A 24,171-nucleotide genomic window follows, 5' to 3' on the forward strand; every position below is an offset into this window, starting at 1 on the left:
GATGACTAAAAAAAATTTAGATTGGAAAAACATAGGATTTCAGTATCATGAGACTGATAAGAGGTACATAGCAAATTATAAGGACGGCAGCTGGGGTGAGGGGCAGTTGATTTCTGACCCCAATATAGTAATCAATGAGAGTGCAGGAGTTTTACAGTACTGCCAGCAGGTATTTGAAGGTTTAAAAGCTTATACAGCTAAAGATGGCAGTATAGTTACCTTTAGACCGGATTTAAATGCAGAGCGGATGGTCCAGTCTGCAAAAGGTTTAAGAATTCCACCTTTTCCAGAAGAGAGATTTTTAGAAGCTGTAGATCAGGTAGTAGAAGCCAATCAGGACTGGGTACCTCCATATGGAACAGGGGCTTCTTTATATTTAAGACCTTATATCTTTGCATCAACCCCGGTAATTGGGATTAAACCTGCTACTGAATATCAGTTTAGACTTTATTCAACTCCAGTTGGCCCTTATTTTAAGGGAGGAGCAAAACCAATAACTCTAACTGTCAGTGAATACGATCGAGCCGCGCCTAAGGGGACCGGACATTTAAAAGCAGGTCTCAATTATGCCATGAGCTTAAACACGACTGTTAAGGCCCATGAAGATGGTTTTGATGAAAATCTATTTTTAGATGCAGCAACCAGAAGCTATATTGAAGAAAGTGGAGGTGCCAATATTATTCTGATTACAGATGATAATAAATTGGTGACTCCGAAATCTAATTCAATTTTACCTTCAATCACCAAAAGATCAATTATCTATCTAGCTAAAAATTACCTGGATCTAGAAGTAATTGAAAGAAAGGTCAGATTTGAAGAGTTAGAAGACTTTACAGAAGCAGGTCTCTGTGGAACGGCTGCAGTTATTTCACCAATTGGAAAAGTGGTTAATGGTCAAGAAGAAGTAGAATTTTCAAATGGAATGAATAACGTTGGTCCGGTTATTAAAAAGATATATGAAATCCTAACCAAAATGCAGCTGGGAGTTATTGAGGCTCCAGAGGGCTGGATTAGAAAAATTAAATAATCAAAAAGCAGTGTTCATTTTTAGCTATAATTTAAAAATTTGGAAAAATAAATCTTGACAATGTTTAAAATAATGAGATATACTTTTAATAATAAAATTAAATTAAATTAAAAACTTTGATAAGGATCCAGTAAGCCTAAAAGGCTGAATTACACCTTTGAGTTTCGGACTGAATTTTTAGTAAGTCTTGACGTTATCCCACGTTAGAGGGTGAGGAAGTTATTGCTTCCAAGAGAGTGAATCTGTTTTGCAGATTAATTCAGGTGGTACCGCGAAATTAAGTCGTCCTGTTTAAGGGGCGGCTTTTTTATATTTAAAACCAAAAAAATCAAGGAGGAATTATAATGAGTAACGAGGATAAGAGTAAGCAGATTTCTTTTGCAGCAGCATTAATACCGGTATTTGTCCTTTTAACAGCCGGAGCTTTATCAGTATTTATCTGGAAAGTAGGGATGCTAATTCCCCTGCTCAGCGGCACAGCTGCAGCAGCCTTTGTCGGTGCCTATTATGGAAAGAGTTGGAATGAACTAGAAAATGGATTAAAAAAAGGAGTCAGTCAGGCACTACAGCCTGTATTTATTTTAATTATTGTTGGTTCAATAATTGGAACCTGGATTTTAAGTGGAATTATACCTTCACTAATCTATTATGGACTTAAAATTATTAATCCATCTATTTTTCTGCCTTTAGCAGCACTAATTACCGCAGTGGTTTCAACAAGTACTGGAACTTCTTTCACCTCAATTGCAACAGTTGGAATAGCACTAATGGCAGTTGGAAATGGGATGGGTTTTCCCGCAGCAATTTCGGCTGCAGCTGTTATTTCAGGAGCTTTTTTTGGAGATAAAATATCTCCACTCTCTGATACAACAAATATTGCACCAGCAATAGCAGAATGTGATCTTTTTGAACATATAGAGCATATGTTCTGGGATACAATTCCAGCCTTTTTAATTTCTTTAGTACTATATTATTTTTTAGGAATTAATCAGATGGCCTCAAATAGTTCTGGAATTAATGAAATTAACAGTTTAATTAACGGACTGGAGACTATTTTTAATATCTCACCAGTACTCCTGTTAGTTCCCGTATTAACAATCATACTGGCTGTAAAGAAGATTCCGGCAATTCCTGCCTTAATTTCAGTCTCTTTTATCGGGGGATTATTTGCCTTAGTTTTTCAGGGCTCCACAATTAAAGAAGTATTTTCCGCTTTCAGTTTTGGTTATCGGGGCAGTACAGGCCAGCAAATGCTGGATAGTCTTTTAAATCGCGGCGGCATATCATCTATGGGAGGAACTATTATTCTCTTAATTATTGCCACAGCTCTAGGTGGTATAATGCGGGAAGTAGGAATTTTAGATGCAATTTTAAATAAGTTTATCTCATTGATTAAAAATGAAAAGCAATTAGGTTTAACTGCTATTATTTCTACTTTTTTAATTGGTTTCAGTACCGGGGCCCAGATTTTGGCGATAATTATCCCAGCCAGTCTGTTTAAGGAAAGCTACAATAAATTTGGACTACATACTAAAAATTTAAGTAGAACAGTCGAAGCAGCTGGAACTGTTGGAATTACTTTAGTCCCCTGGAGTGTACCTGCTATTTTTGCTGCCAATATGCTGGGAGCTGAAGCAACAGCTTTTATACCTTATTTATTTTTTCCGATCTTAGTTATTTTAATTAATATTATTTACAGCATTACAGGTTTTAGTATTGCCAGAGCAGATAAAAAAACAGATGCTGATTTAGAAAGGAGTACAATGATTGGATAATTCAACTTTAATTAAAGTGCTTGGTACAGCTCAGGATGCAGGTTATCCACAGTTGAACTGCAGCTGTGTTCACTGTAAGGCAGCCAGAAATGACAGGTCTATAAAGCGTCTTCAGAGCTCAATTGCAGTTGTGGATAAAATCGAGAAAAAGACTTTTATGCTTGATGCCACGCCTTCTTTTTCGGAGCAGTTAGATAACTTGAATCTGTTGGCTGAAGCAGATAAATTAGGAACTAAACACCTGAGCGGTATTTTATTGACACATGCTCATCTTGGCCATTATACAGGGCTAATGTATCTGGGGAAAGAAGCTTTAAATATTTCTAATTTTCCTCTTTATTTAAGCCAAAAAATGTATAATTTTCTAAAAAATAATGCCCCCTGGTCCGATTTATTTAAAAATAATAATTTAAAAGCAGTAGTTTTTGAATTTGAAGAAAAATATCAGCTCAGTGAAAATATTTCGTTTACAGCAGTGGAAGTTGAACACCGTAATGAACACGCTGATACAGCAGCCTTTATTGTAACTGCTGGCAGCAAAAGATTTTTGTACCTGCCTGATTTTGACAGCTGGTCAAACTTTGAGCAGAAGTTTAGAAAGATTATTAAAAGGGTTGATTATGCTTTTATTGATGGAACATTTTTTGACAAAGAGGAATTAGGAGAAATTAGAGGTCGAGATCTAGCTCAGGTTCCCCATCCCCCGATCAAAGAGACTATCAAATTGCTGTCAGATTTAGATGAGTCAGAGAAAAATAAGATATATTTCACTCATTTTAACCATACTAATAGAATCTTAGATCAGGATAAAATTAAGGAAAAATTAGTTAGGAAAAATGGTTTTAATATTTTAAATGAGGGAGAAACATTGAAATAAATTTATTTTTAAATAATTTCAAAAAGGTTCAAAACTATGTCAAAGTATATTCAAAACCGTCTAGAAGCTTGAAAAATTAAATTATAAATGTTATAATTTAATTATAGAGAAAGGAGAGGATTAGATGAAGGTTTATACAACAGATGAGGTAGCTAGTATGCTAAAAATCTCCCGGGATTCAGTAGTAAAGTTGATTAATCAAAAAGAATTAAAGGCCAAGAAAATTGCCAGGAAATGGAGAATAACCGAAGGTCATCTTCAGGATTTTTTTCACGAAGAAAATAATAGTAATTAAAAATTATTTTTAAAGCAGTGTTAGAAGCACAGGAAAGGGTTTGATATTATGATTTCCTTGAGTAGTGCTCGACATCTGGTAGAAGAAGTTATTGGGGAAAAAATCCCATTAGTTTATACTGATCTGACTCTGCGTGATTGGGCTAGAGAAGGGGTTATCTCTCGTATTAAAGTTGAAAATGGAAATGCTCTGTATCCAGATATAGTACCTACAGAAATTTTAACCGCTTTAAAACTTAAAGAAAAATATAAGCTTTCCGAAATTGCTGAAGCCAGAAGATGCCTTGAGCTAGAGGGGGATCATCTTAATCAAATTAGTGAAGAAGAAATAGTACATTTTGTTAATTGCAGAAAACTTTTAAGTGATAAAAAACTTGTGACTAAACTTTCCTTGGATAAGATAGAATCTTTAGCTAGAATAAAAGAATTAATAGATGATTTAATTGAAGAATCTAAGCATTTAGAAGTAGTAGGAGACTATTTAAAAGAATTTCTTAATTCCGAAAAAGAGCTAAAAAAAATTGACGATAAAAAAAATAAAGCTTATATTTCATAAATAGATTGAAGGCCAATAGCAATATTGGTCTTTTTTTTTTGCAATTAGATAATAGAAAATGGTATGATTAGAGAAAGATTGACTGAGAGTGGGAGGAATCAGATTGGATAGACCAGATTGGGATGAATATTTTATGAAAATGGCAGAACTGGCTGCTACAAGAGCAAGCTGTTTGAGGCGGGAAGTTGGTGCAGTTTTAGTCAAAAATAAAAAAATTCTGGCAACTGGCTATAATGGGGCACCTAAAGATATTACTCACTGTGAAGTAACAGGCTGTTTGCGAGAAGAAATGGGGGTTGCAAGTGGTCAAAGACATGAAATTTGCAGAGGTGTTCATGCGGAACAGAATTTAGTTGCTCAGGCTGCATTTCATGGTGTTAAAACTGAAGGGGCAGCAGTTTACTGCACTCATCAACCCTGTATAATTTGCACTAAAATTTTGATTAATGCTGGTGTTGATAAAATCTATTATAAAAATGCTTATTCCGATGAATTTGCTGAAAAATTATTGGAAGAATCAAAAATTAAATTAATAAAGTATTAGTTTTTCGGACTCTAGTTAGAGGAAAGGAGAAATATGAATAATATAGTTACTTTTACTTTAAATCCAACCATTGATAAAAATTCGAGTGTTGATCATGTTAAGGCAGAAGATAAATTATATTGTGATAAACCAGTTTTTGAGCCTGGTGGAGGCGGAATAAATGTTTCCAGGGCAATTAAAAAATTGGGTGAAGATTCTCTGTTACTCTATACATCCGGTGGTTTTACAGGCCGAAAATTAGATAAACTGCTGGCAGACGAAAATTTAAACAAAGAGGCTGTAAAAATTGAAGCTGAGACTAGAGAAAATCTAATCATTAGTGAAAAAGCTTCTAATTTACAGTATAGATTTGGGATGCCCGGCCCTGAGATTAGTGATCAGGAATATAAAAAAATATTCAAGATATTAAATCAATTAAAACCTTTTCCAGATTATCTAGTTATCAGCGGCAGTATTCCTGAGGGAGTTAGTGATGACATTTATGCAGAAATGGCAGCTGCTGCTAAAAAAAGAGGGGCAAAAGTAATAGTTGATGTTTCTGGACCACCTTTGAAATTAGCTATAGAAGAAGGGGTATTTTTAATCAAACCAAACCTTGGAGAATTTCAGGATTTAATAGGTAAAGAATTAAAAGATGAAGATCAAATAATTAAAGAAGCACAAAAACTTGTAAATAATAAAGCATGTCAGGCAATTGTAATTTCTATTGGTGCTGGAGGAGCGCTATTGGTCAGTGAACAGCAAACAGAATTTATGCGTCCTCCAACTGTTCCCATCAAAAGCAAAGTTGGTGCTGGAGACAGTATGGTAGCCGGGATAGTTTTAAGTTTGGCTAGAGGCGATAGTTTAAAAGACTCCTTTTATTACGGTCTGGCAGCTGGATCTGCTGCAGTTATGACTCCTGGAACTGAATTATGTACTAAAGAAGATACTGATAGACTATATCAGCAGATGACTGCCAGAAATCTTAGAAATTATTAGCTGGTAAACTTCAAAAAAGAATAAAGCAGATATTTTACAGCCTCTATCTGGGGGCTGTTTTTTTTATCTTAGATTAAGTAAAATGCTAAATATGAGCAATTAGGTTTTAATTATTGTCTATTATGTTATATAATCAATTCGAATTTGTTTAAAAATCGATTAATAGTTTTAATAGTAAGGAGGCAGGTTAAGAAATGAATGAAGATCTAAATAACAAGAACTTAGATAAAAATGATTTAAAAGAGCAGCTAAATAATTTTAAATCATCTATGCAAAAATATCTGGGAGGAATTAACATCTGGATAATTGTATTTGCAATTATAGCTCTCTGGGCTGCACAGGGGTTACACACTATTGATGAACCAGAAGTCGGACTTGTCAAACGATTTGGCAAGCATGTGAGGACTGTTGGACCAGGTCTCCATTATCATATTCCTGCACCAGTAGAAACAGTAATACCAGTTGATGTCAAGTCGGTTCGTAAAATCGAAGTGGGGTATGAAACAATCTCACCTCCACCTAATCCTAGGTACGAATCAAATAAGGAAGAGGCATTGATGCTGACAGCTGATAACAATATAGTCCATATTGAATTTGCTGTACAGTATAAAATTCAGGATGCTGAAAATTATGCCTTTAATGTTATAGACGCCAGGACTCTCTTAAAAGAAATGGCTGAGGCAGTAATGAGAGAAGAAGTAGCAAAAACTAATTTTGAGGATATTATAACTACTTCCAGGGGAGAAATAGCTCAACAGGTTCACTCTGGACTGCAGAAATTGGTAAATATTTATGATACAGGTATGATGGTGGAAAATGTTAAATTGCAGGATGCAAATCCACCCCAGCCCGTAACAGCAGCCTTTGATGATGTAAATAGTGCCAAAGAAAATAAAGAAAATTATATTAATCAGGCCACTGCATATGCTAATGAGGTCATCCCTCAGGCAGAAGGAAAAGCTGCGCATGTGGTAAATAAGGCTGAAGCATATAAAGAGGAAAAAGTTGCTCGAGCCGAAGGTGATGTTGCTAAATTCAAAAACGTTTTAACTGAATATCGGATGGGAAGTAAAGAAGTTACCAGAACCAGACTTTATATTGAAGCATTAGAAGATGTTTTACCAAAAACAGATAAAATTATTTTACCTAAAAGTGAAGATGGTAATTCTGTTTTAAAATTACTTGATTTAAATAAATTAAGAAATACCGGAGGTGAAAGTAAATGAAAAAATTACTAACATTTCTAATGGTGATTTTAGTTATCGTAATGGCTTACAACTTTTTTACTTTTACCGTTGATGAAACCAAAACAGCAGTTGTAAAACAGTTCGGTGAGGTAGTAAAGATTTCTAAGGAACCGGGGCTGCATTTTAAAATGCCCTTTGTTCAAAATGTTATTTATCTTGAAGATAGAATTTTATCTTATGATATAGAGCCGCGAAAGCTGATTACCTCTGATAAAAAACACTTACTGGTTAATAATTATGCACTTTGGAAAATTGATGATCCGCTTAAATTTGTGCAGTCAATGAGTGGACAGCGGACTTTAGCTCAGACCAGGATTGATGATATTGTTTATTCCAACCTCCGTAATAAATTGGCTTCAGAAACTTTTGATAATATTGTTTCTGAAAAAAGAATTACTTATCTTAATTCTATAACTGAAAAAAGTAGAAAACAGCTAAAAGATTATGGAATTCATTTGATAGATGTCAAAATTAAGAGAGCTGATTTACCTGAAGCTAACGAAGAAGCTGTTTATGAGAGAATGTCTTCAGAAAGAAAACAGCGCGCTAAACAAATAAGAGCTCAAGGTCAAAGAGAATCTGAAATAATTAAGGCAGAAGCTGATAAGGAATCTGAAATCATTGGTGCTCAGGCTGAAAAGAAAGCACAGGAACTTCGGGGTCAGGGAGATGCCCAAGCCCTTAAGGTTTATAGTGATGTTTACAGTCAGGACACAGAATTTTATCAATTCTGGCGCAGTCTACAGTCTTATAAGAATTCTCTTAAAGAAAGGACAACTATAATTCTTTCAGAGGATATGAAATATTTAAAATATCTGAATCCTGCCAATGCAAATTAAAAATTAGCTATGATTCATTAATTTCCTTAGTGAGAGATTTTTCTGTCACTAAGGATTTTTTCATATCAGCTTATCTTATAGAATATTTTTTCACAAAAAGGTTTAATAGCTTTGACGAAGAAAATAAACTAATAGGACAAAAAAAGACTGAAAAAATAAATTAATTAGTAAAAACATTTAATTCAAAAAATAAAATTAAATCATTAAAAGAGGTGTAAAAAATGAAAAATAACATGAAAGAATCAATGGAAGAATTACCGAATTTAGCCGAGAAAGCCTCGCTTATGTCAATGGGCGGGGATGAATCGGCTAATTTATAGTTAAAAAGCTTTATATTTGTTGAACGTTTGTTCTTTTAGTGGTATAATATACTTAGTAATAAAGTTTTTTGCATTGTCTTAAAATATCATTGATATTAATAATTAGTGAAAAAGGTGATTAATATGCAAATAACATATGTGCTGGAGTTATTAAAACCAACTAAAAGAAAAGAAAATATATTCTTAAATAATATTGCAGAAGTAGTTAAGAATCGTCAGGCTATCGCTGCCAAACTTAAAGCAGGAGAAACTAAATTGAGTTCTTCTGATTTTAAAGAGATTAGCCTCCCCTCTGCTGTTAAAAATCAGAATATTAGAGAAGTTAAAGCTCTCTATAAACGGTTTTTAAAGTCTAACTCTAAAAAAGAAAATATAGAGTTTAAAGAGAATCAACCTATCTGCTATAATAATCAAAATTATGAAATTGATCACCATATTATTTCAATCCCTCTTTATACTACTAAATGTCAGAGATTTGCCTTCCCTGTTAAGCAGACTGAAAGATTTGAAAAACTGCAGCAGCATATCGAGAGTGGCTGCAAATTGGGTAAAGCCAGTCTCTTCTACAAAAGAGGCAAGTGGTATTTTGCTGTAACAATTAAAATTGCAGCTAAAAAAACCAATAACTCTAATCTAATGGGAATTGACATAGGGCTTCGTCAACTAGCGGTTGCCAGTGTTAAAAATCCCCAAGGCAAAGAAATTAATCGCCAATTCCACAATGGTAAACAAGCAGGTTTTATCCGCAAAAAGTATCGTATGTTAAGAAGAAAACTGGGTCAATCTAAAAAAGTTAAAGCTATTAAAAATATTAATGACAAAGAGCAGAGATGGATGACTGATTTAAACCATAAAATTAGTCGCCAATTAGTCAATCTTGCTGTGCAGGAGAAAGTTGGCACTATAATTATGGAAAATCTAGAGAATATCCGAAATACTGCTAAGAGTCTTAATAGAGCAGACAGAAACCTCCATAGCTGGACTTTCTATCAACTGCAACAGTTTATTGAATATAAGGCTGAATTAGCTGGGATCAAGGTAGAATATATAAATCCTAAATATACCTCCCAGAGTTGTTCTAAATGCAACAAAATTAAAAAATCTAATCGCAAAGCTAATCTATACTCTTGTGAGTGTGGTAATCATATCCACTCTGATTTAAATGCAAGTAGAAACATAGCTAATAAATATTTAGAGCAACAATCTGCTTAGATGGTAATAGTCTAAGTGCCTGAGTGCCTATATTAGCATAATGCTAGGATTATACTATTGAAATGTATAGTCGGCTATCTCAGGAGGGCTGATGGCACAGCCTAAAGTCGAAGTCGAATTGGGCTACTAGAAATAGACTGTCTTCTAATCATTCGACAACCTCGTGACGGCCTCGATGGCCTAATATCGAAACTAGCTTTTCGTAATACAAAAGAGAGTTTCGGTGAAAGTTTCTTTTAGGAATCCTCGTTTGTGAGTGTTAACGAACGGGCGGGGAGGATGTCAAAAAAACCTTATAATCCTGATATAAGTTTGGAAATTTGTCTTGAAAACGTTGATGCTGTTTTAAAAAAGCGTGAGGTGGCCCATGCAATTTTAAAAGGAGTTGCTCTGGATCAGCTGGCCGAGAAAAAGCAGCTGCCAGACCCTATTCAGAGTATCATAGATACTGATGAAGGACTTTATGGGATAGATGAGATTATTCCACTTTCAATTGTAAATCTTTATGGGACTATTGGCTTGACTAGTTATGGATTTTTAGATAAAAAGAAATTTGGAATAATAAAAAAACTTGATACTAAAAAAGATGGAAAAGTTAACACTTTTTTAGATGATCTTGTTGCCGGTATTGCTGCAGCAGCTGCCAGCCGTTATGCTCATGGAGATGGAACAGAATAATCAGCTTAGTTTATTTACTATTTTTAATTTTTGGATCAAAATGATATAATTGATTCAATATTTTATTATACACAAAAAAATTAACTATTATAAAAGTGGTAGGAGGACTGCAGTTGAAGTTAAACAAAAGATTTATTTTTCTTTTTTTATTACTTATTATATTTATTGTTTCCATAAATACAGCAGTTTTAGCAGAGAAAATTATAATTAATGAAATAATGGCCTCAAACCAAGCAACTATTCAAGACAGTGATTCTGATTTTGAAGACTGGATAGAATTAAAAAATATTAGTGATCAACCAGTAAATCTTTCCGGTTATTATTTATCTGATAAAACAGATAATCTAAATCGCTGGCAGTTTAATCCAAATCAAGATTTTATAATAGAACCAGGTGGTCTTTTATTAATTTGGACCGATGACGAAACCGATGAAGGTCAACTGCATACAAATTTTAAACTAAGCAATAATGGAGAAACTATTAGTTTAGTTGCAACTGATGGAACTGAGATTATTGACCAACTTCAATATCCTCAATTAATGACTGATATCTCATATGGCAGAAATATAAATAATCAATCGCAGCTGCTGTATTTTGTTTTTCCAACTCCTGAGCAAGAAAATAGTTTTGGAATATCCAGTTATTATTGGACTGAAAAGGCAAAATTTTTAATTGATAATAAGTTTATAAGTGCTTTCTTTTTTGTTTTTTTGTTGAGTATTTTAATATTATTAGTCAGCTATTATAAGCTGAGCAAGAAATTAAAAACAAGTAAAAGCAAATATGAAAAATTATTTAAAAACAGTCCAGTTGGCTTATTAACCTGTGACATCAAAGGTAATATAATAGATGTAAATCAAGATATGGTTGAGTTGTTAGGAGCTCCAAATAAAGAGGAAGTAAAGAAATTTAACTTAAATAATATTAACAAAGTTAAAGAAATCTGGAATGATGAATTTTTAGCATCTGATTATCAGGAAGTTCTAGAAGGCGAAATTAATTATACTACCCACTGGAATAAAGATGTTTATCTAAAATACAAGGTTGAAATCATTTTAGCGGCTGGAGCTGTTTCAGAGGTAATTATAGCAGCAAATGATATCAGTAAAGAAAAAGAAATAGAAATAGAACTTAAATACCTTTCTTTTCATGATGAATTGACAGGGCTTTATAATCGAAGATATTTCGAGAAAGAATTGGAAAGACTTAATCAATCAAGAAATATACCAATTTCTATAATAATTGGTGACTTAGATGATTTAAAATACATAAATGATAATTTCGGTCATAAAATTGGAGACAAATATATTATCAAAGCGGCTGAAATCATAAAAAATAATTTTCGCGATGAGGATATAGTTGCCAGAATTGGTGGAGATGAATTTGCGATTTTACTTCCAGAAACGCCTAAAGAAATCGCAGCTGAAATTAGTGAAAGAATAAAAGAAAAAGCTAGAGAACAAAAAGAATATAAAAATTTGGGTATTTCGATTGGTTTTGCTGCTAAAGAAAATCATTCTGATAATTTAGAAGAAGTATTTATTAAGGCAGATAAAGAGCTATATAAGGATAAAGAAAACAAATAATTTCTAACTTTAAATAATTATTTTTTTAAAAAAAGGAAAATCTTATATAATCTTGAATTATTAAAATAGTTAGAATATTTGAAATAAAATAATTATGAGGGGGACGTTTTAATGCAAAAAGAATTATTTGCTGTGATGGGTGCAATAAATTCAAATGTTCAAAACACGACTAGTGATAGAATTGAAGCCCTTGCTCATGGACATGGTATGTTAAATATGGCTGCTTTTGCATCTGCTAATGCAATGACAAAAGAAATTTTAGATGGAAGAAATATTAAGTTAAAAGATGCAAATTTATCAGATCTTCCTGTCGATTATATTTTAGAAAAAGGAATCAAAGCAGCAAAAAAAGCCGGTGCCACTCCTGCTAATGCTGCACTAATTTCGGCTGTATTGTTAAATATCGTGGGGACTGATGCACGTGCTGGTGTACCAGCAGGTAACAGAAAGCTTGGTGCAATGGCAAGAATGAAAGCCGGAGCTCAAAGGACAGGTGTTGCTTCTATACCAACTTCAAAACTGACAAATAAAGTGTCAGGATTTGCTGCAGTTCAGGCATTATATACTGCAATGCAAAATGGTGAACTCTGTCGGGTAGACGGCGCTGATGTTCCTGCATTTGTAGCTGGCGGAGCAGTTTATGGACACAGTGTTTTGGGAGAAGATATTACCTATGAGGATATAACTCTAAATGGAACTAAAATTGCTGTTGAAGCTATGCAAAAAACTTATAGAGGTGCTGGAATTTCTCCTTCACCAATAATGTGTGCAATGATTTCTGCAGCGGCTGTATTAGAAATCGTTAATCCTGATGGAATGATAAGTGAAGAGCATGCAGCATTCTTCAAAAAAGGAACAGGTTATTTAGCTGGTAAAGGTGCTGTTAAAGCTGCGGGACTTCCTGAGACACTTCATTTAAGAGGCAGCAGAAAAGAATATGATACTGCAACTTTAATAGGAGATTTAGGAATGATTTTAAAAGATATTGGAGCGCCTACTGTTGTTGGAATGATGACCTTTAATGAAATGCTGGCGGCTTTTGAAGAAGCACCAAATATTGGAGCTGGTTATGGTGGTGGACCAGTAAATCCTCCCTTAGCACATTTAGTATCGGATTGTGTTGTCTCAATGAATGTATTGATTGATAATGAGGGTGATTTAGATAAAACAGTTGAAGTAATTAAAAATATAAAAAATACTCAGTGGTTTGATCCTGAAATTTCTTCAGTATCTGCTAATACTGTTGCTCATAAAGCTGATCATGTTTATCCAGGTCTTGTTAGCAGAGCAATTATAGAGGCAACTGAAGGTGTAAAAACTAATGCGATATATAGAAGAGCTTTAAAAGCATATGAGGAGTTTGATAATGGAAAAGAAATAGAGGATATTTGTTATGAGATGGATCAAGAAAGACTGAAAAAAGTTGAAGAAAGTTCTGCCAAGGTATTTAGTGACATGTTTGGTAAAGATATTAAAATTAAATTTACTAAATTAAAAGGTGGAGCTCATAGAGATAATCCATTTGCAAAGAAATTCTGGGGATTTGATGCTGATATAGATGCTATTATCACTATTGATGGTCAAGAAATAAAATTAGAAGGTTTAGCTCACAAAGTGGTTCCAGATGCTGTACTAAATAAAAAAGAAGAATTATCTGCTCCAATTACTATTGCTTCTGCAGTAGCTCAAGAACTAATGTATATTGGCTGTTGTACGATTAATATAATTGTTCCGGCAGCTGTTGCTGTAGCAATGGGTAAACTTGATGTGGAAGAAGCTGCAGAAAGAGCTGAAAACGGGGCTGAAATAACGGCTGCAATTCCTGGAGCAAAAAAACAGGCAGAAAAAGTTGGAAAAACAGTTGAAAGAATTATAGCAGATATTGAATAAAATATATAATTATATTGGAGGATATATATGCTACTGATGTTCAATGTAGACAATATAACTAATGAACAGGTTCCTTTTGTAATAGAAAAATTGATGAAAAAAGGAGCAAAAAATGTTCATGTAATACCTTCTATTACTAAAAAGGGTAGACAAGAGCATATTTTTCTAGTTGACTTACCAAAAGCTAATGTTGAATCTGTCAGCAATGAAATAGTCAGAGAAACTGGAACCATTGGAATTAGAATTTTAAAAGAAGATCATATATCTTATAATTATGAATTTAAAAAAGTAAAAGTTGAACTTGATTCTAAAAAATATGATCTAAAGGTTAAATTAATATTTAATAAAAATCAAGAATTTCTTGCTCTGAAAGCAGAATATGAAGATATAAGATTAATAGCAAACCAAAGTGATATATATTCTTTTAATGAATTAAAAACAATTGTTGAAAGCGAGGTGACAAAAAAAATAATAAATCAAAATATAAAAGTGAATTTAGAAATTTAAACTACACTCAATTAACTATACTTGTAAAATCTTTCATCTAAGAAATGAGCCAGCAATAAATTAGCCTGGCTCATTTTTTAATTTTTTTGCTAAAACTATCTTGATTAACTATTATAACTTAAAAGGACTTTTTTCATCTTTGTTGAATTTAAGTAGTATAAAATAATTTATATAACTAAGATATTAACATTTTGAAATTGGTTTATTAAAAATATTTTCCAAATATAAGGGAGTGACTAAATTGGCAGCTTTTAATCATCTGAAAAATGAAACTAGTCCTTATTTAAAACAACATGCCGATAATCCAGTTGACTGGTATCCCTGGGGTGAAGAAGCTTTTAATGAAGCTGAAAGACGTGGTGTTCCAATATTTTTATCTATTGGCTATTCGACCTGTCATTGGTGTCATGTAATGGAAAGAGAATCATTCACCGATCAAGAAACAGCAGCTTTGATAAATAAATATTTTGTGGCAGTAAAGGTAGATAGAGAAGAAAGACCGGATATAGACCAGGTTTATATGGATGTTTGTAAAGCGATGACCGGCAGTGGTGGCTGGCCTTTAAGCATTTTTATGACAGCTGATAAAAAACCTTTTTTTGCTGCAACCTATATACCAAGAGAAGATAAATATGGTCGTAAAGGACTTTTAAGTTTGTTACCACAAATTTATGACTTGTGGATGAATGATCGAGGAGAATTATTAAACAGCTCTCAAAATGTTATTAATCATCTTAAAAAAGAACAAAATAATAGTCAGCAAAATTTAGAACTTGATCAGGAAATAATAACTGAGACACTAAATATTTTAAGCAAAATTTATGATGAAGAATATGCTGGTTTTGGCAGTGAACCTAAATTTCCAATGCCTCATTATTTGATTTTTTTATTAGATCAATGGCAAGAAAATTCTGAAAATAAATATTTAGAGATGACGGAAACAAGTTTAGATTCAATGCGAGCTGGAGGAATATTTGATCAGCTTGGGGGTGGCTTTCACCGTTATTCAACCGACCGCGAATGGGATATTCCCCATTTCGAAAAAATGCTTTATGATCAAGCCTTATTAATTTACAGTTATGCTGAAGCCTATCAAATAACAAACAAAAATATTTATCTAGAAACAATAAATAAAACAGCTGCTTATTTAAAAAGAGAGATGAGAGACGAAAATGGTTGTTTTTATTCTGCAGAAGATGCTGATAGTGAAGGAATTGAAGGTGAATTTTATTTTTGGGAAAAAGAAGAAATAGAAAATATCCTTTCGGAAACGGAGTATCAAGAATTTTTAGAAGTATTTAAAGTCCAGAATCAAAAAAGGATTACCCTAAGCCTCAAGCAGGCTCAAGATTTTGCTAAGCTACCAGAAATAAAGGCCAAACTTTTTGAAAAGCGAAAAAAAAGAATAAGGCCGGCTAAAGATAAAAAAATATTGACTGATTGGAATGGCTTAGCTGTCGCCGGCTTAGCAAAGGCAGGTTTTGTAACTAATAATCCCGAATATATTTCGATGGCCGAAAAAAATGCTGATTTTATTTTTGAAAATATGAGAGATCAATCTGGCAATTTAATTCATAGTTATTATCAGGATAGTTTTTCTAAAGTTGATAATCTCAATGATTATGCATATTTATTGTGGGCTTTTGTAGAGTTATATCAGGCAACATTAAAAAATAAGTATTTAATTAGGGCAGAAAAAATAGTCAATAAAATGATTGATAGATTTTGGGATCAAAAATCTGGCGGCTTTTATTTTACTGCAGTTGAAAATGATGAACTGTTTTTGAGACAGAAAAAAAATGAAGATAGTGCCATACCCTCAGCTAATTCAATCGCCTCTTATAATATGCTAAAACTTTCTCACTTATTAGATAATTATGATTTAAGAGAAAAGGTTGATCAGATGCTAAGTTCTTTTGCTTCGGAAATAATGAGATCACCGGTCAGCCATATTTATATGCTGCTATCATTAAAATATTTAGAAAATCCTTTTAAAAAAATTAATATATATGGAAGTTTAGATGATCCTCAAGTTAAGGAATTGTTAGCTTATCTGCGTCATAATTATAATCCTAAAATACTGTTGAATTCTAGTTTAGCGTCTGATAAAAGTGGTTTTTCTTTATGCAGTAATTTTGTCTGTGGTGAAATAACTGATGATTTAAATGATATAATTTCAGATATTTAAGCAGAGTTTAGCAGCTGAAAAAGTAATTTTTTAAAATATTTGAGATTATCATTTTAGATTAAAAGTTACTGAAGCCCGCAAAAATGGGGGTGATTAGAATTAAACCATTGATTATAATTTTAATATTAATTTTTTTATTTATGATCTTAAGCTCAGATGTTTTTGCACAGAAAAAAATTCTTGTACTGCATTCTTATCATCAGGGTTTAGAATGGACAGATCAAATTTCGGAAGGGATAAGATCGGTTTTTCCTTATAATGATAAAGTTAAAATATTTTATGAATATCTAGATGCAAAAAGAAATTATAGTGAAAAATACTATGATAAATTAATCTCTCTCTACAGGGAAAAAGCTAAAATTATTAATTTTGATGTAATAATTGTTTCAGATAATGCAGCTTTTAATTTTATTCTAGAATATGGTGAAGAATTATATCCTAAAACACCGATAGTATTTTGTGGTGTCAATAATTTTAATAGTAATTTTTTAGTAAATAAAGAAGATATCTGCGGAATCGTTGAAAATGCCGACCACAGAAAAATTATTGATTTAATTTTAAAACTGCATCCTAATTTGAATGAGTTGATTATTATTAATGATCAAACTCTGACCGGTAAAAACATTCAGGAAGAACTGAAAGTTGTTTTAAAAGATTATAAAAATAAAATAGAGTATGAAATCTGGGATACTTTTACACTTAATGACCTACAAAATAGATTAATTAGTTTAGATCAAAATGATGTTATTTATTTATTAGTTTTTAATAGAGATAGAGCTGGTAATTTTATTTCGTATAATCAGGGTATAGATATAATTAAATCAGTGAGTAAAAATCCTATTTATGGTGCCTGGGATTTTTATCTGGGCAAAGGGATATTAGGAGGTAAGTTGATTTCTGCTCAAGCTCAGGGTAAAGAAGCTGCATTAATGGCAAAAAAAATTATTAACGGTCAACAAGATTTCCGTGAAAAAATAGTATTTGACAAAGGTAGTAATTTTTATTTCGATTATCTAGAATTAAAAAAATATAATATAACAGAAAATGATCTGCCTGCAGGAAGCAGAATAGTTAATCAACCTGATTCTTTTTTTAAAAAAAATAATAGATATCTACTGTGGGGACTAGCATTTTTGATTTTTATAATTTTAATTCTAATAATTATATATTATTTAAAAAATAAAGAGAAAGAGAAATTGGATAAGTTAAATCTAGAACTTGAACAGAAAGTCAAGCAAAGAACTAGAGAATTAGAAAAGATGACTATCACAGATGAACTAACAGATTTATTTAATAGAAGACATATTTTAGATCTGCTTGAGATTGAAATAAAAAAGGCAAGCAGATACAATAGAAATCTTTCCGTAATAATGATCGATATAGACTTTTTTAAAAAAGTTAATGATAATCATGGACATCAGTTTGGAGATAAAGTATTAAAAATATTAAGTGATATATTACAACAAAATACAAGAAATATAGATTTTGTAGGTAGATATGGTGGAGAAGAATTTTTAATAATTTTACCAGAAACAGATTTAGATCAGGCATATTTAGTAGCGGAAAAATTACGAAAAACAGTAAAAGAAACTCAAATTAGTGGCTTAGAATCAGGTATAACAATAAGCTGTGGAGCAGCTCAATTTGAAGATGATCTAGGTCATCAGCTTATAAAAAGAGCGGATGATTTATTATATAAAGCTAAGGCAAAGGGTAGAGATCGAGTAGAAATCTAGGAGGGTAAAAAATGCATAATAGTGAATATGTTGATACTTTTGATTCCGAAAAAATGTTTTTACGCAGGGATTTAATTGAAAGTCCTAAGGCAGTAATAATTGTTGTTCATGGTTTAGATGAACATCAGGGAAGGTATGATTATGCAGCTGGAAGGTTAAATGGAGAAGGCTTTTCTGTGTACCGATTTGACAATAGAGGTCATGGTAGATCTGATGGTGCTCAGGCCTATATTGACGATTTTAATACTTATCTTGATGATGCTGATACAGTTTATGAAATTGCTAAAAAAGAGAATCCAGAACTTCCAATTTTTATGCTAGGCCACAGCATGGGCGGTTTTATTGCAGCAGGCTATGGTGTTAAATATCCGGCTAAGTTAGATGGACAAATTTTATCCGGTGGGTGGACTAATCAAACTGATGCTTTTAAAGAAATTGAGCAGTTAAGTTTAAAAGAAAATCCCGATATGAAGCTGCCAAATGAATTAGGAGATTTAATTTCGCGTTCAGCATATGTAGTAGAAGATTATGCAGCTGATCCTTATGTATCAGAATATACTACTCTCAAACTGATGAAAATAATGTTGGAGGAGGGAATTCCCTGGTTAGTCGATAATTTAGAAACATATAACTATCCAGTTCTTATTTTACACGGGGGAAATGATCAGATAGTAGATCCCAGTTGTTCTAAAAAGTTAAATCAGCTGATTGCTTCCAAAGATAAAGAGCTTAAAATCTATCCAGAATTATATCACGAAATATTGAATGCGCCAGAAAAAGAAGAGGTTTTTAAAGATATAGTTCATTGGATTGAGGATCGAATTTAAGCAGATAATTGAATCTAAAGTATAGCTGAGTAGCTCTTCTCTTAATTGAGGGGAGCTTTTTTAATTTAATACTAATTTTTACCAATAAGGCTTTATCAGAAAAAATTCGATATTTTTTAGATATCCAATCCAGCAATATTAGAGATTATTTTGATATGCTTAATGTATGAAAGATATTAAGGAGGAGAGTTTATGAATCAAAAAGCAGATCTTTTTCCACGTATATTAGCATTTATGATTGATGGTTTAATTTCCTGGCTGCCTGTATTTATTCCTTTTGTAGGTGCAATTTTTGGTTCTCTCTATTTATTATTTAAAGATGGTCTGATGTATCAGATAACTCAAAAAGATGAATGGAAAAATAAAAGTATTGGCAAAAAAATTATGAATTTAGAAATAGTAACTTTTGATGAGCAGCCAATAGATCTCTCAATTTCAGCAAAAAGAAATCTGCCGTTAACAGTTGGAAATTTCATAGCAATTATCCCTGTAATTGGTTGGGTTATTGGTCCCACTCTTGCTTTGATTTTGGCCTTAGTAGAGCTAATTGTTTTTCTGACAGACGAAGATGGACGCAGATTAGGCGATAAATGGGCTAACACCCAGGTAATTAAGCTTAAATCTACAGAATTAGAGGAAAAAATAATCACTTAAAATTATAATTTCAATATTTTTAGGTAAGAGCGGTTTTAAAAGCAGCCGGAGCAAAATAATTATATAATACAATAAATTCCTATGTTTCATTTTTAAACTATTTTATGATATACTCTAGATATTACAAGATTGATCTTAATATCAAGGGGGATTATAGTAAATGACTAAAGTTAATAATGATCAGGTTCGGGTTGCTGTTATACAGGCAGCACCAGTTATAATGAATAAGGAAGCCACTGTAGAAAAAGTAATTTCCTTAACTAATCAAGCTGCAGCAGATGGTGCAGAAATTGTTGTGTTTCCAGAAGCTTTTATTCCAGCTTATCCTCGCGGACTGAGCTTTAAAACAACAGTTGGCAGTCGTTCCAAAGAGGGAAAAGAAGATTGGTTTCGTTACTGGAAAAATTCAGTTCAGGTACCCGGTAATACAACTGAAAAATTAGCAAAGTTAGCAAAAGAAAATAATATTTATTTAGTAATTGGAGTTATCGAAAAAGAAGATTCCGTTACAAACACATTATATTGTACTGTTTTATATTTTAGCCCGGAAGGGAAATTAATTGGCAAACACCAAAAATTAAAACCTACCGGTTCTGAAAGATATATCTGGGGAGAAGGAGATGGCAGTACTTTAACAGTAGTTGATACTCCTTATGGTAAAATGGGAGGCTTAATCTGCTGGGAAAATTACATGCCGCTGGCAAGAGCTGCTATTTATGCTAAGGGGACCCAAATATATGTTGCTCCTACTGCTGATTCCAGAGAAGAATGGCAGTGTACAATGCGTCATATTGCTTTAGAAGGTAGATGCTTTGTTCTGGCCTGTAATCAATTTGTAACTAAAGATATGTATCCAGAAGATTTAGCATGTTATGACGAATTAGAGTCTTCACCAGAATTAATGTGTAGAGGTGGAAGTGCTATAATATCACCTACTGGAGATTATATAGCTGGACCAGTATATGATAAAGAAGATATTTTATTTGCTGATTTAGATTTAGACTTAATTACAAAAAGTAAATTTGATTTTGATGTTAATGGTCATTATTCCAGACCGGATGTTTTTCAATTAATTGTAAATGAAAAGAAACAGGAAAATGTTAAATGGAAAAATGATTAATTAAATGATTAATTAAATAGCTAATTATTATAAGCTCTTCTCATTAATTTGAGAAGAGTTTTTTTATTTTTTTTAAAAAGTTAAGGATTTCTTAATATTTACAGTGTTATACTTTTGATATCAGGTAAAACAGGGGTGAAATTAATGATCTATAAAATTATTAAAAATGATCTTTTAAAGAAAAAAATGATTATGGGAGCAGTTTTTATATTTATAATGCTTTCAGCACTGCTGATAGCAGGTGGCTCAAGAATGTTAATTGACTTAAATAATTCTATTGTAGCTTTATTTGAAAAATCATCTACAGCTCATTTTATACAGTCGCATTCTGGTAATCTAAAGCAGGAAGAAATATCAAATTGGAGTCAGGAAAATGAAAATGTTAAAAATTATCATATTGCAGAAATGATAAATATCGATGGCTCTGAAATTTTTTTCAATGATGGCCTATCTCAAAGTGATACTGTAATGGATTTAAGTTTTGTTAAACAGAATCAGGATTTTGATTATCTGCTTAATTTAGATAATCAGAAAATAGAAGTGAATGATGGAGAAATTGCAGTTCCAATTTACTATCTGCAGCGCCTTGATCTGAAATTGGGAGACAGCTTAAAAGTAGAAGCGGCTGCAGGGCAGTATAACTTTAAAATAACTGCGTTTGTCAGAGATGTGCAGATGAACCCCTCAATAATCAGTTCTAAACGCTTTGTTGTCAGTGCTAATGATTTCGAAAAATTAAGGTCGCTGGGAGAAAAAGAATATCAGATTGCTTTTCAGCTCAATAATTTAAATCAGCTGGCTCAGTTTAGAGATCAATACAGCCGTTCTGAACTGCCAAAAAAAGGGCCGACAATCGATTATCAGCTTTTAAAAATGGCTAATGCAGTTACTGATGGTCTGGTTGCAGCAGTAATAATTTTGATTAGTTTATTACTTAACTTAATTGCTCTTTTATGTCTGCGCTTTATAATCCTTTTGACACTAGAAGAAGATTATAGAGAAATTGGAGTTATGAAAGCAATAGGAATCAAAAGTAGAATGATTAAGAAAATTTATTTTTATAAATATCTTTTGCTGGCACTAACAGCTTCCATGCTGGGATATATTTTATCTTTAGCTTTCAGCCGAATTTTTGCTAAAAATATTGCTCTTTATAGCGGCAGACCACCACAGAGTTTAAGTCAAATTTTGATTCCTCTGCTGGCAGCTTTTACAGTTGCTCTTTTTGTAATTATATTTTCTCTGATAATTCTCAGGAGATTCAAAAAAATATCAGCAGTAGAGGCAATTAGAATGGGAAGTAGAGGTAATTTAAATTTCAGCCGCAGCAAATTTTCACTATTTAAAAATAAGCATTTAAACAGCAGTGTTTTCTTAGGCTTAAGAGATGTAATTTTAAGATACAGGCTTTATGCAATTTTATTTATAGTCTTTATTCTAAGTACCTTTATAATTATAGTGCCGGTAAATTTTTTGAATACAATTCAGTCAGCAGATTTCATCAGTTATATGGGAGTTGGTAAAAGCGATATTATAATAGATATCAGACAGTCTGAGAATATAGAAAGACGTTTTAGAGAGATTATTAATTATCTGCAAGCTGATGCTGAGGTTGAGAGATTTGCTCCTTATATAACTTCCCAGTACGAAATAATAAATCAGGAAGGTATGGCAGAAAATTTAATGATTGAGACCGGAGATTTTTCAATTTTCGAACTTGATTATTTAGCGGGTGGAGCCCCTCTACTAGAAAACGAAATTGCGCTATCTTATCTGATAGCAGATCAGTTAAATAAAAAAGTTGGAGATAAAATAGGAATAATAATTGATGACAAAGAGCGCCAGATGCTGATTACAGGTGTTTATCAGGATATTACTGATGGTGGTAAAACTGCTAAGGCAAATATCAATGCTGATTTAAGCAGTGCTGCCTGGTATACTATCAATTTAGATATTAGTGGAAATATAAGCGAAAAAATTACAGAATATAAAGCGAATTTTAAAGACGTTAAAATAACAGATCCGGAGGAATATTTTCAGCAGACTTTTAAAAATACAATTGACCAGCTTAAATTGCTGACTTTTAGCTCCCTTTTGATTGTAGTTTTAATAACAGTTTTAATTACCTCACTTTTTATCAAAATGCTGACTGCCAAAGACAAATCACAGATAGCAGTGAAAAAAGCAATAGGAATTTCTTTAAAAAATATTAAATTAGAATATATAACAAAAGCATTATTTGTTTTAAATTTAGCTATAGTTTTGGGAACTATAACTGCAAATACTCTGGGAGAAAAAATAATAAGTGCTGCTTTAACAATTGTTGGTGCTGCTGAAATCAGTTTTAAGATAAATATTTTGCAGGCCTATATTATGATTCCACTGCTTTTGATTGTGATTGTAAGTCTGACTGTGCTTTGGAGCCTAAAATCAACAAAAGATTTAAGTATTGCCGATATTAATCTGGAATAAGACTAAAGTTGAGGGGTTTACTAATTAAGAGGAGGAATAAGAATGGAAAATATACTGGAAGCTAAAAATCTTTCTAAGACCTATCTTTTGGATAGAAGACAGCAGCATGTACTTAAAAACATTAATCTTAAAGTAAAAAAAGGGGAATTTCTAACTGTTATGGGACCTTCAGGTTCTGGAAAAAGTACTCTGCTTTATAATATCAGTGGGATGGATAAAATGACAGCTGGTGAGGTAGTTTTTACAGGGGAAAAATTGAGTCAGCTCAGTCAAGCTCAGCTGGCAGAAATTAGATTAAAAAAAATGGGTTTTGTTTTTCAACAGATAAATCTGCTTAAAAATTTAGGGATAATGGATAATATTATTATCTCCGCTTATATGGCAGGAGACGAAAAAAGAGAAAAGATTAAAGAGAGGGCCTATCAACTAATGAAAAAGACAGGGATTATTGAACTGGCAGAAAATGAAATCACTCAGGTATCTGGGGGACAGCTGCAGCGGGCAGCAATCTGCAGGGCTTTAATTAATCAGCCGCAGATTCTTTTTGCAGATGAACCAACAGGTGCTCTAAACTCCAGTGCAGCTGAAGTTGTAATGTCAGTCCTGCAGAAAATAAATCAGGAAGGAACTACAATTATGATGGTCACTCATGATGTTAAGGTGGCAGCTCAGAGTCAAAGAATACTTTATATGATTGACGGGAATATTGAAGGGGAGTATAATTTAGATAAGTTCAATGAAAATTCTGAGTTAAAGGAAAGAGAAAGCACTTTATCGAAGTGGCTTATAAATATGGGATTTTAAAGCTAATTAAAAAATAAGAAAAAAAGAGATTTTAGCG

21 protein-coding genes and 1 other annotated feature are annotated in these 24,171 nt (G+C 32.5%); all 21 genes read left to right on the forward strand.

Annotation, left to right across the window (positions count from 1 at the left end):
* The first annotated feature begins 1 nt into the window (after position 1).
* The 21 genes from HSACCH_RS03765 (at position 2) to HSACCH_RS03860 (ending at position 24,134) form a co-directional block, all read left to right on the forward strand.
* Positions 2 to 1,027, forward strand: coding sequence for a branched-chain amino acid aminotransferase (locus HSACCH_RS03765; protein WP_005487957.1), 1,026 nt, complete (start codon positions 2 to 4; stop codon positions 1,025 to 1,027).
* A gap of 107 nt (positions 1,028 to 1,134) precedes the next feature.
* Positions 1,135 to 1,320: a binding site (T-box leader), on the forward strand.
* 51 nt (positions 1,321 to 1,371) lie between these two features.
* The gene (gene nhaC / locus HSACCH_RS03770; protein ID WP_005487959.1) at positions 1,372 to 2,802 is read left to right on the forward strand and encodes a Na+/H+ antiporter NhaC; all 1,431 of its coding nucleotides are present in this window, start codon (positions 1,372 to 1,374) and stop codon (positions 2,800 to 2,802) included.
* On the forward strand, positions 2,795 to 3,679 hold the full coding sequence (locus HSACCH_RS03775; protein WP_005487960.1) for an MBL fold metallo-hydrolase: 885 nt from the start codon (positions 2,795 to 2,797) through the stop codon (positions 3,677 to 3,679). Before nhaC ends, HSACCH_RS03775 begins: the two co-directional genes overlap by 8 nt.
* A gap of 124 nt (positions 3,680 to 3,803) precedes the next feature.
* Positions 3,804 to 3,974 (forward strand): helix-turn-helix domain-containing protein, encoded by a 171-nt coding sequence (locus tag HSACCH_RS13715; RefSeq protein ID WP_005487961.1) that lies wholly within the window; start codon positions 3,804 to 3,806, stop codon positions 3,972 to 3,974.
* A gap of 48 nt (positions 3,975 to 4,022) precedes the next feature.
* Positions 4,023 to 4,529, forward strand: a complete 507-nt coding sequence (locus HSACCH_RS03780) for a hypothetical protein (protein ID WP_005487963.1) — start codon at positions 4,023 to 4,025, stop codon at positions 4,527 to 4,529.
* A gap of 103 nt (positions 4,530 to 4,632) precedes the next feature.
* Entirely contained in the window at positions 4,633 to 5,073 is a 441-nt protein-coding gene (locus tag HSACCH_RS03785) for a deoxycytidylate deaminase (RefSeq protein ID WP_005487964.1), read from the forward strand.
* A 33-nt stretch (positions 5,074 to 5,106) separates the two neighbouring features.
* Entirely contained in the window at positions 5,107 to 6,054 is a 948-nt protein-coding gene (locus tag HSACCH_RS03790) for a 1-phosphofructokinase family hexose kinase (RefSeq protein ID WP_005487965.1), read from the forward strand.
* A gap of 194 nt (positions 6,055 to 6,248) precedes the next feature.
* On the forward strand, positions 6,249 to 7,280 hold the full coding sequence (hflK, locus tag HSACCH_RS03795) for an FtsH protease activity modulator HflK (protein ID WP_005487966.1): 1,032 nt from the start codon (positions 6,249 to 6,251) through the stop codon (positions 7,278 to 7,280).
* Positions 7,277 to 8,140: a protease modulator HflC gene (gene hflC, locus HSACCH_RS03800; RefSeq protein WP_005487967.1), complete on the forward strand. Its 864-nt coding sequence runs from the start codon at positions 7,277 to 7,279 to the stop codon at positions 8,138 to 8,140. The genes hflK and hflC overlap by 4 nt, the downstream gene beginning before the upstream one ends.
* Before the next feature lie 443 nt (positions 8,141 to 8,583).
* Positions 8,584 to 9,672 carry an RNA-guided endonuclease InsQ/TnpB family protein gene (locus HSACCH_RS03805; RefSeq protein ID WP_005487968.1) on the forward strand — a complete coding sequence of 363 codons (1,089 nt, stop codon included), beginning with the start codon at positions 8,584 to 8,586 and terminating at the stop codon, positions 9,670 to 9,672.
* A gap of 279 nt (positions 9,673 to 9,951) precedes the next feature.
* Positions 9,952 to 10,350, forward strand: coding sequence for a phosphatidylglycerophosphatase A family protein (locus HSACCH_RS03810; protein ID WP_235043987.1), 399 nt, complete (start codon positions 9,952 to 9,954; stop codon positions 10,348 to 10,350).
* Between the two features lie 113 nt (positions 10,351 to 10,463).
* Positions 10,464 to 11,936, forward strand: a complete 1,473-nt coding sequence (locus HSACCH_RS13545) for a diguanylate cyclase (RefSeq protein WP_005487970.1) — start codon at positions 10,464 to 10,466, stop codon at positions 11,934 to 11,936.
* A gap of 111 nt (positions 11,937 to 12,047) precedes the next feature.
* Entirely contained in the window at positions 12,048 to 13,826 is a 1,779-nt protein-coding gene (locus tag HSACCH_RS03820) for a hypothetical protein (RefSeq protein ID WP_005487971.1), read from the forward strand.
* 27 nt (positions 13,827 to 13,853) lie between these two features.
* Positions 13,854 to 14,333, forward strand: coding sequence for a nickel pincer cofactor biosynthesis protein LarC2 (gene larC2, locus HSACCH_RS03825; protein ID WP_005487973.1), 480 nt, complete (start codon positions 13,854 to 13,856; stop codon positions 14,331 to 14,333).
* 232 nt (positions 14,334 to 14,565) lie between these two features.
* Positions 14,566 to 16,521 carry a thioredoxin domain-containing protein gene (locus HSACCH_RS03830; protein ID WP_407635722.1) on the forward strand — a complete coding sequence of 652 codons (1,956 nt, stop codon included), beginning with the start codon at positions 14,566 to 14,568 and terminating at the stop codon, positions 16,519 to 16,521.
* 140 nt (positions 16,522 to 16,661) lie between these two features.
* On the forward strand, positions 16,662 to 18,257 hold the full coding sequence (locus tag HSACCH_RS03835) for an ABC transporter substrate binding protein (protein WP_160162750.1): 1,596 nt from the start codon (positions 16,662 to 16,664) through the stop codon (positions 18,255 to 18,257).
* 11 nt (positions 18,258 to 18,268) lie between these two features.
* Positions 18,269 to 19,084: an alpha/beta hydrolase gene (locus tag HSACCH_RS03840; protein WP_005487976.1), complete on the forward strand. Its 816-nt coding sequence runs from the start codon at positions 18,269 to 18,271 to the stop codon at positions 19,082 to 19,084.
* 192 nt (positions 19,085 to 19,276) lie between these two features.
* Positions 19,277 to 19,738 carry an RDD family protein gene (locus HSACCH_RS03845; protein WP_005487977.1) on the forward strand — a complete coding sequence of 154 codons (462 nt, stop codon included), beginning with the start codon at positions 19,277 to 19,279 and terminating at the stop codon, positions 19,736 to 19,738.
* Positions 19,739 to 19,898: 160 nt separating this feature from the next.
* Complete coding sequence (locus HSACCH_RS03850) at positions 19,899 to 20,858, forward strand: carbon-nitrogen hydrolase family protein (protein WP_005487979.1); 960 nt, start codon at positions 19,899 to 19,901, stop codon at positions 20,856 to 20,858.
* Positions 20,859 to 21,002: 144 nt separating this feature from the next.
* Entirely contained in the window at positions 21,003 to 23,330 is a 2,328-nt protein-coding gene (locus HSACCH_RS03855) for an ABC transporter permease (RefSeq protein ID WP_005487981.1), read from the forward strand.
* 42 nt (positions 23,331 to 23,372) lie between these two features.
* Complete coding sequence (locus tag HSACCH_RS03860; RefSeq protein ID WP_005487982.1) at positions 23,373 to 24,134, forward strand: ABC transporter ATP-binding protein; 762 nt, start codon at positions 23,373 to 23,375, stop codon at positions 24,132 to 24,134.
* Positions 24,135 to 24,171: the final 37 nt, after the last annotated feature.

This window comes from Halanaerobium saccharolyticum subsp. saccharolyticum DSM 6643 (assembly GCF_000350165.1).
In the GTDB taxonomy this organism is placed as follows: Bacteria; Bacillota; Halanaerobiia; order Halanaerobiales; family Halanaerobiaceae; genus Halanaerobium; species Halanaerobium saccharolyticum.

Excerpts from the sequence above, each read along its gene's own strand:
- HSACCH_RS03765 (WP_005487957.1), top strand. The coding sequence starts at position 2 with ATGACTAAAAAAAATTTAGATTGGAAAAACATAGGATTTCAGTATCAT.
- nhaC (WP_005487959.1), top strand. The coding sequence starts at position 1,372 with ATGAGTAACGAGGATAAGAGTAAGCAGATTTCTTTTGCAGCAGCATTA.
- HSACCH_RS13715 (WP_005487961.1), top strand. The coding sequence starts at position 3,804 with ATGAAGGTTTATACAACAGATGAGGTAGCTAGTATGCTAAAAATCTCC.
- HSACCH_RS03780 (WP_005487963.1), top strand. The coding sequence starts at position 4,023 with ATGATTTCCTTGAGTAGTGCTCGACATCTGGTAGAAGAAGTTATTGGG.
- HSACCH_RS03790 (WP_005487965.1), top strand. The coding sequence starts at position 5,107 with ATGAATAATATAGTTACTTTTACTTTAAATCCAACCATTGATAAAAAT.
- hflK (WP_005487966.1), top strand. The coding sequence starts at position 6,249 with ATGAATGAAGATCTAAATAACAAGAACTTAGATAAAAATGATTTAAAA.
- hflC (WP_005487967.1), top strand. The coding sequence starts at position 7,277 with ATGAAAAAATTACTAACATTTCTAATGGTGATTTTAGTTATCGTAATG.
- HSACCH_RS03805 (WP_005487968.1), top strand. The coding sequence starts at position 8,584 with ATGCAAATAACATATGTGCTGGAGTTATTAAAACCAACTAAAAGAAAA.
- HSACCH_RS03810 (WP_235043987.1), top strand. The coding sequence starts at position 9,952 with ATGTCAAAAAAACCTTATAATCCTGATATAAGTTTGGAAATTTGTCTT.
- HSACCH_RS03820 (WP_005487971.1), top strand. The coding sequence starts at position 12,048 with ATGCAAAAAGAATTATTTGCTGTGATGGGTGCAATAAATTCAAATGTT.
- larC2 (WP_005487973.1), top strand. The coding sequence starts at position 13,854 with ATGCTACTGATGTTCAATGTAGACAATATAACTAATGAACAGGTTCCT.
- HSACCH_RS03835 (WP_160162750.1), top strand. The coding sequence starts at position 16,662 with ATGATCTTAAGCTCAGATGTTTTTGCACAGAAAAAAATTCTTGTACTG.
- HSACCH_RS03840 (WP_005487976.1), top strand. The coding sequence starts at position 18,269 with ATGCATAATAGTGAATATGTTGATACTTTTGATTCCGAAAAAATGTTT.
- HSACCH_RS03845 (WP_005487977.1), top strand. The coding sequence starts at position 19,277 with ATGAATCAAAAAGCAGATCTTTTTCCACGTATATTAGCATTTATGATT.
- HSACCH_RS03850 (WP_005487979.1), top strand. The coding sequence starts at position 19,899 with ATGACTAAAGTTAATAATGATCAGGTTCGGGTTGCTGTTATACAGGCA.
- HSACCH_RS03855 (WP_005487981.1), top strand. The coding sequence starts at position 21,003 with ATGATCTATAAAATTATTAAAAATGATCTTTTAAAGAAAAAAATGATT.
- HSACCH_RS03860 (WP_005487982.1), top strand. The coding sequence starts at position 23,373 with ATGGAAAATATACTGGAAGCTAAAAATCTTTCTAAGACCTATCTTTTG.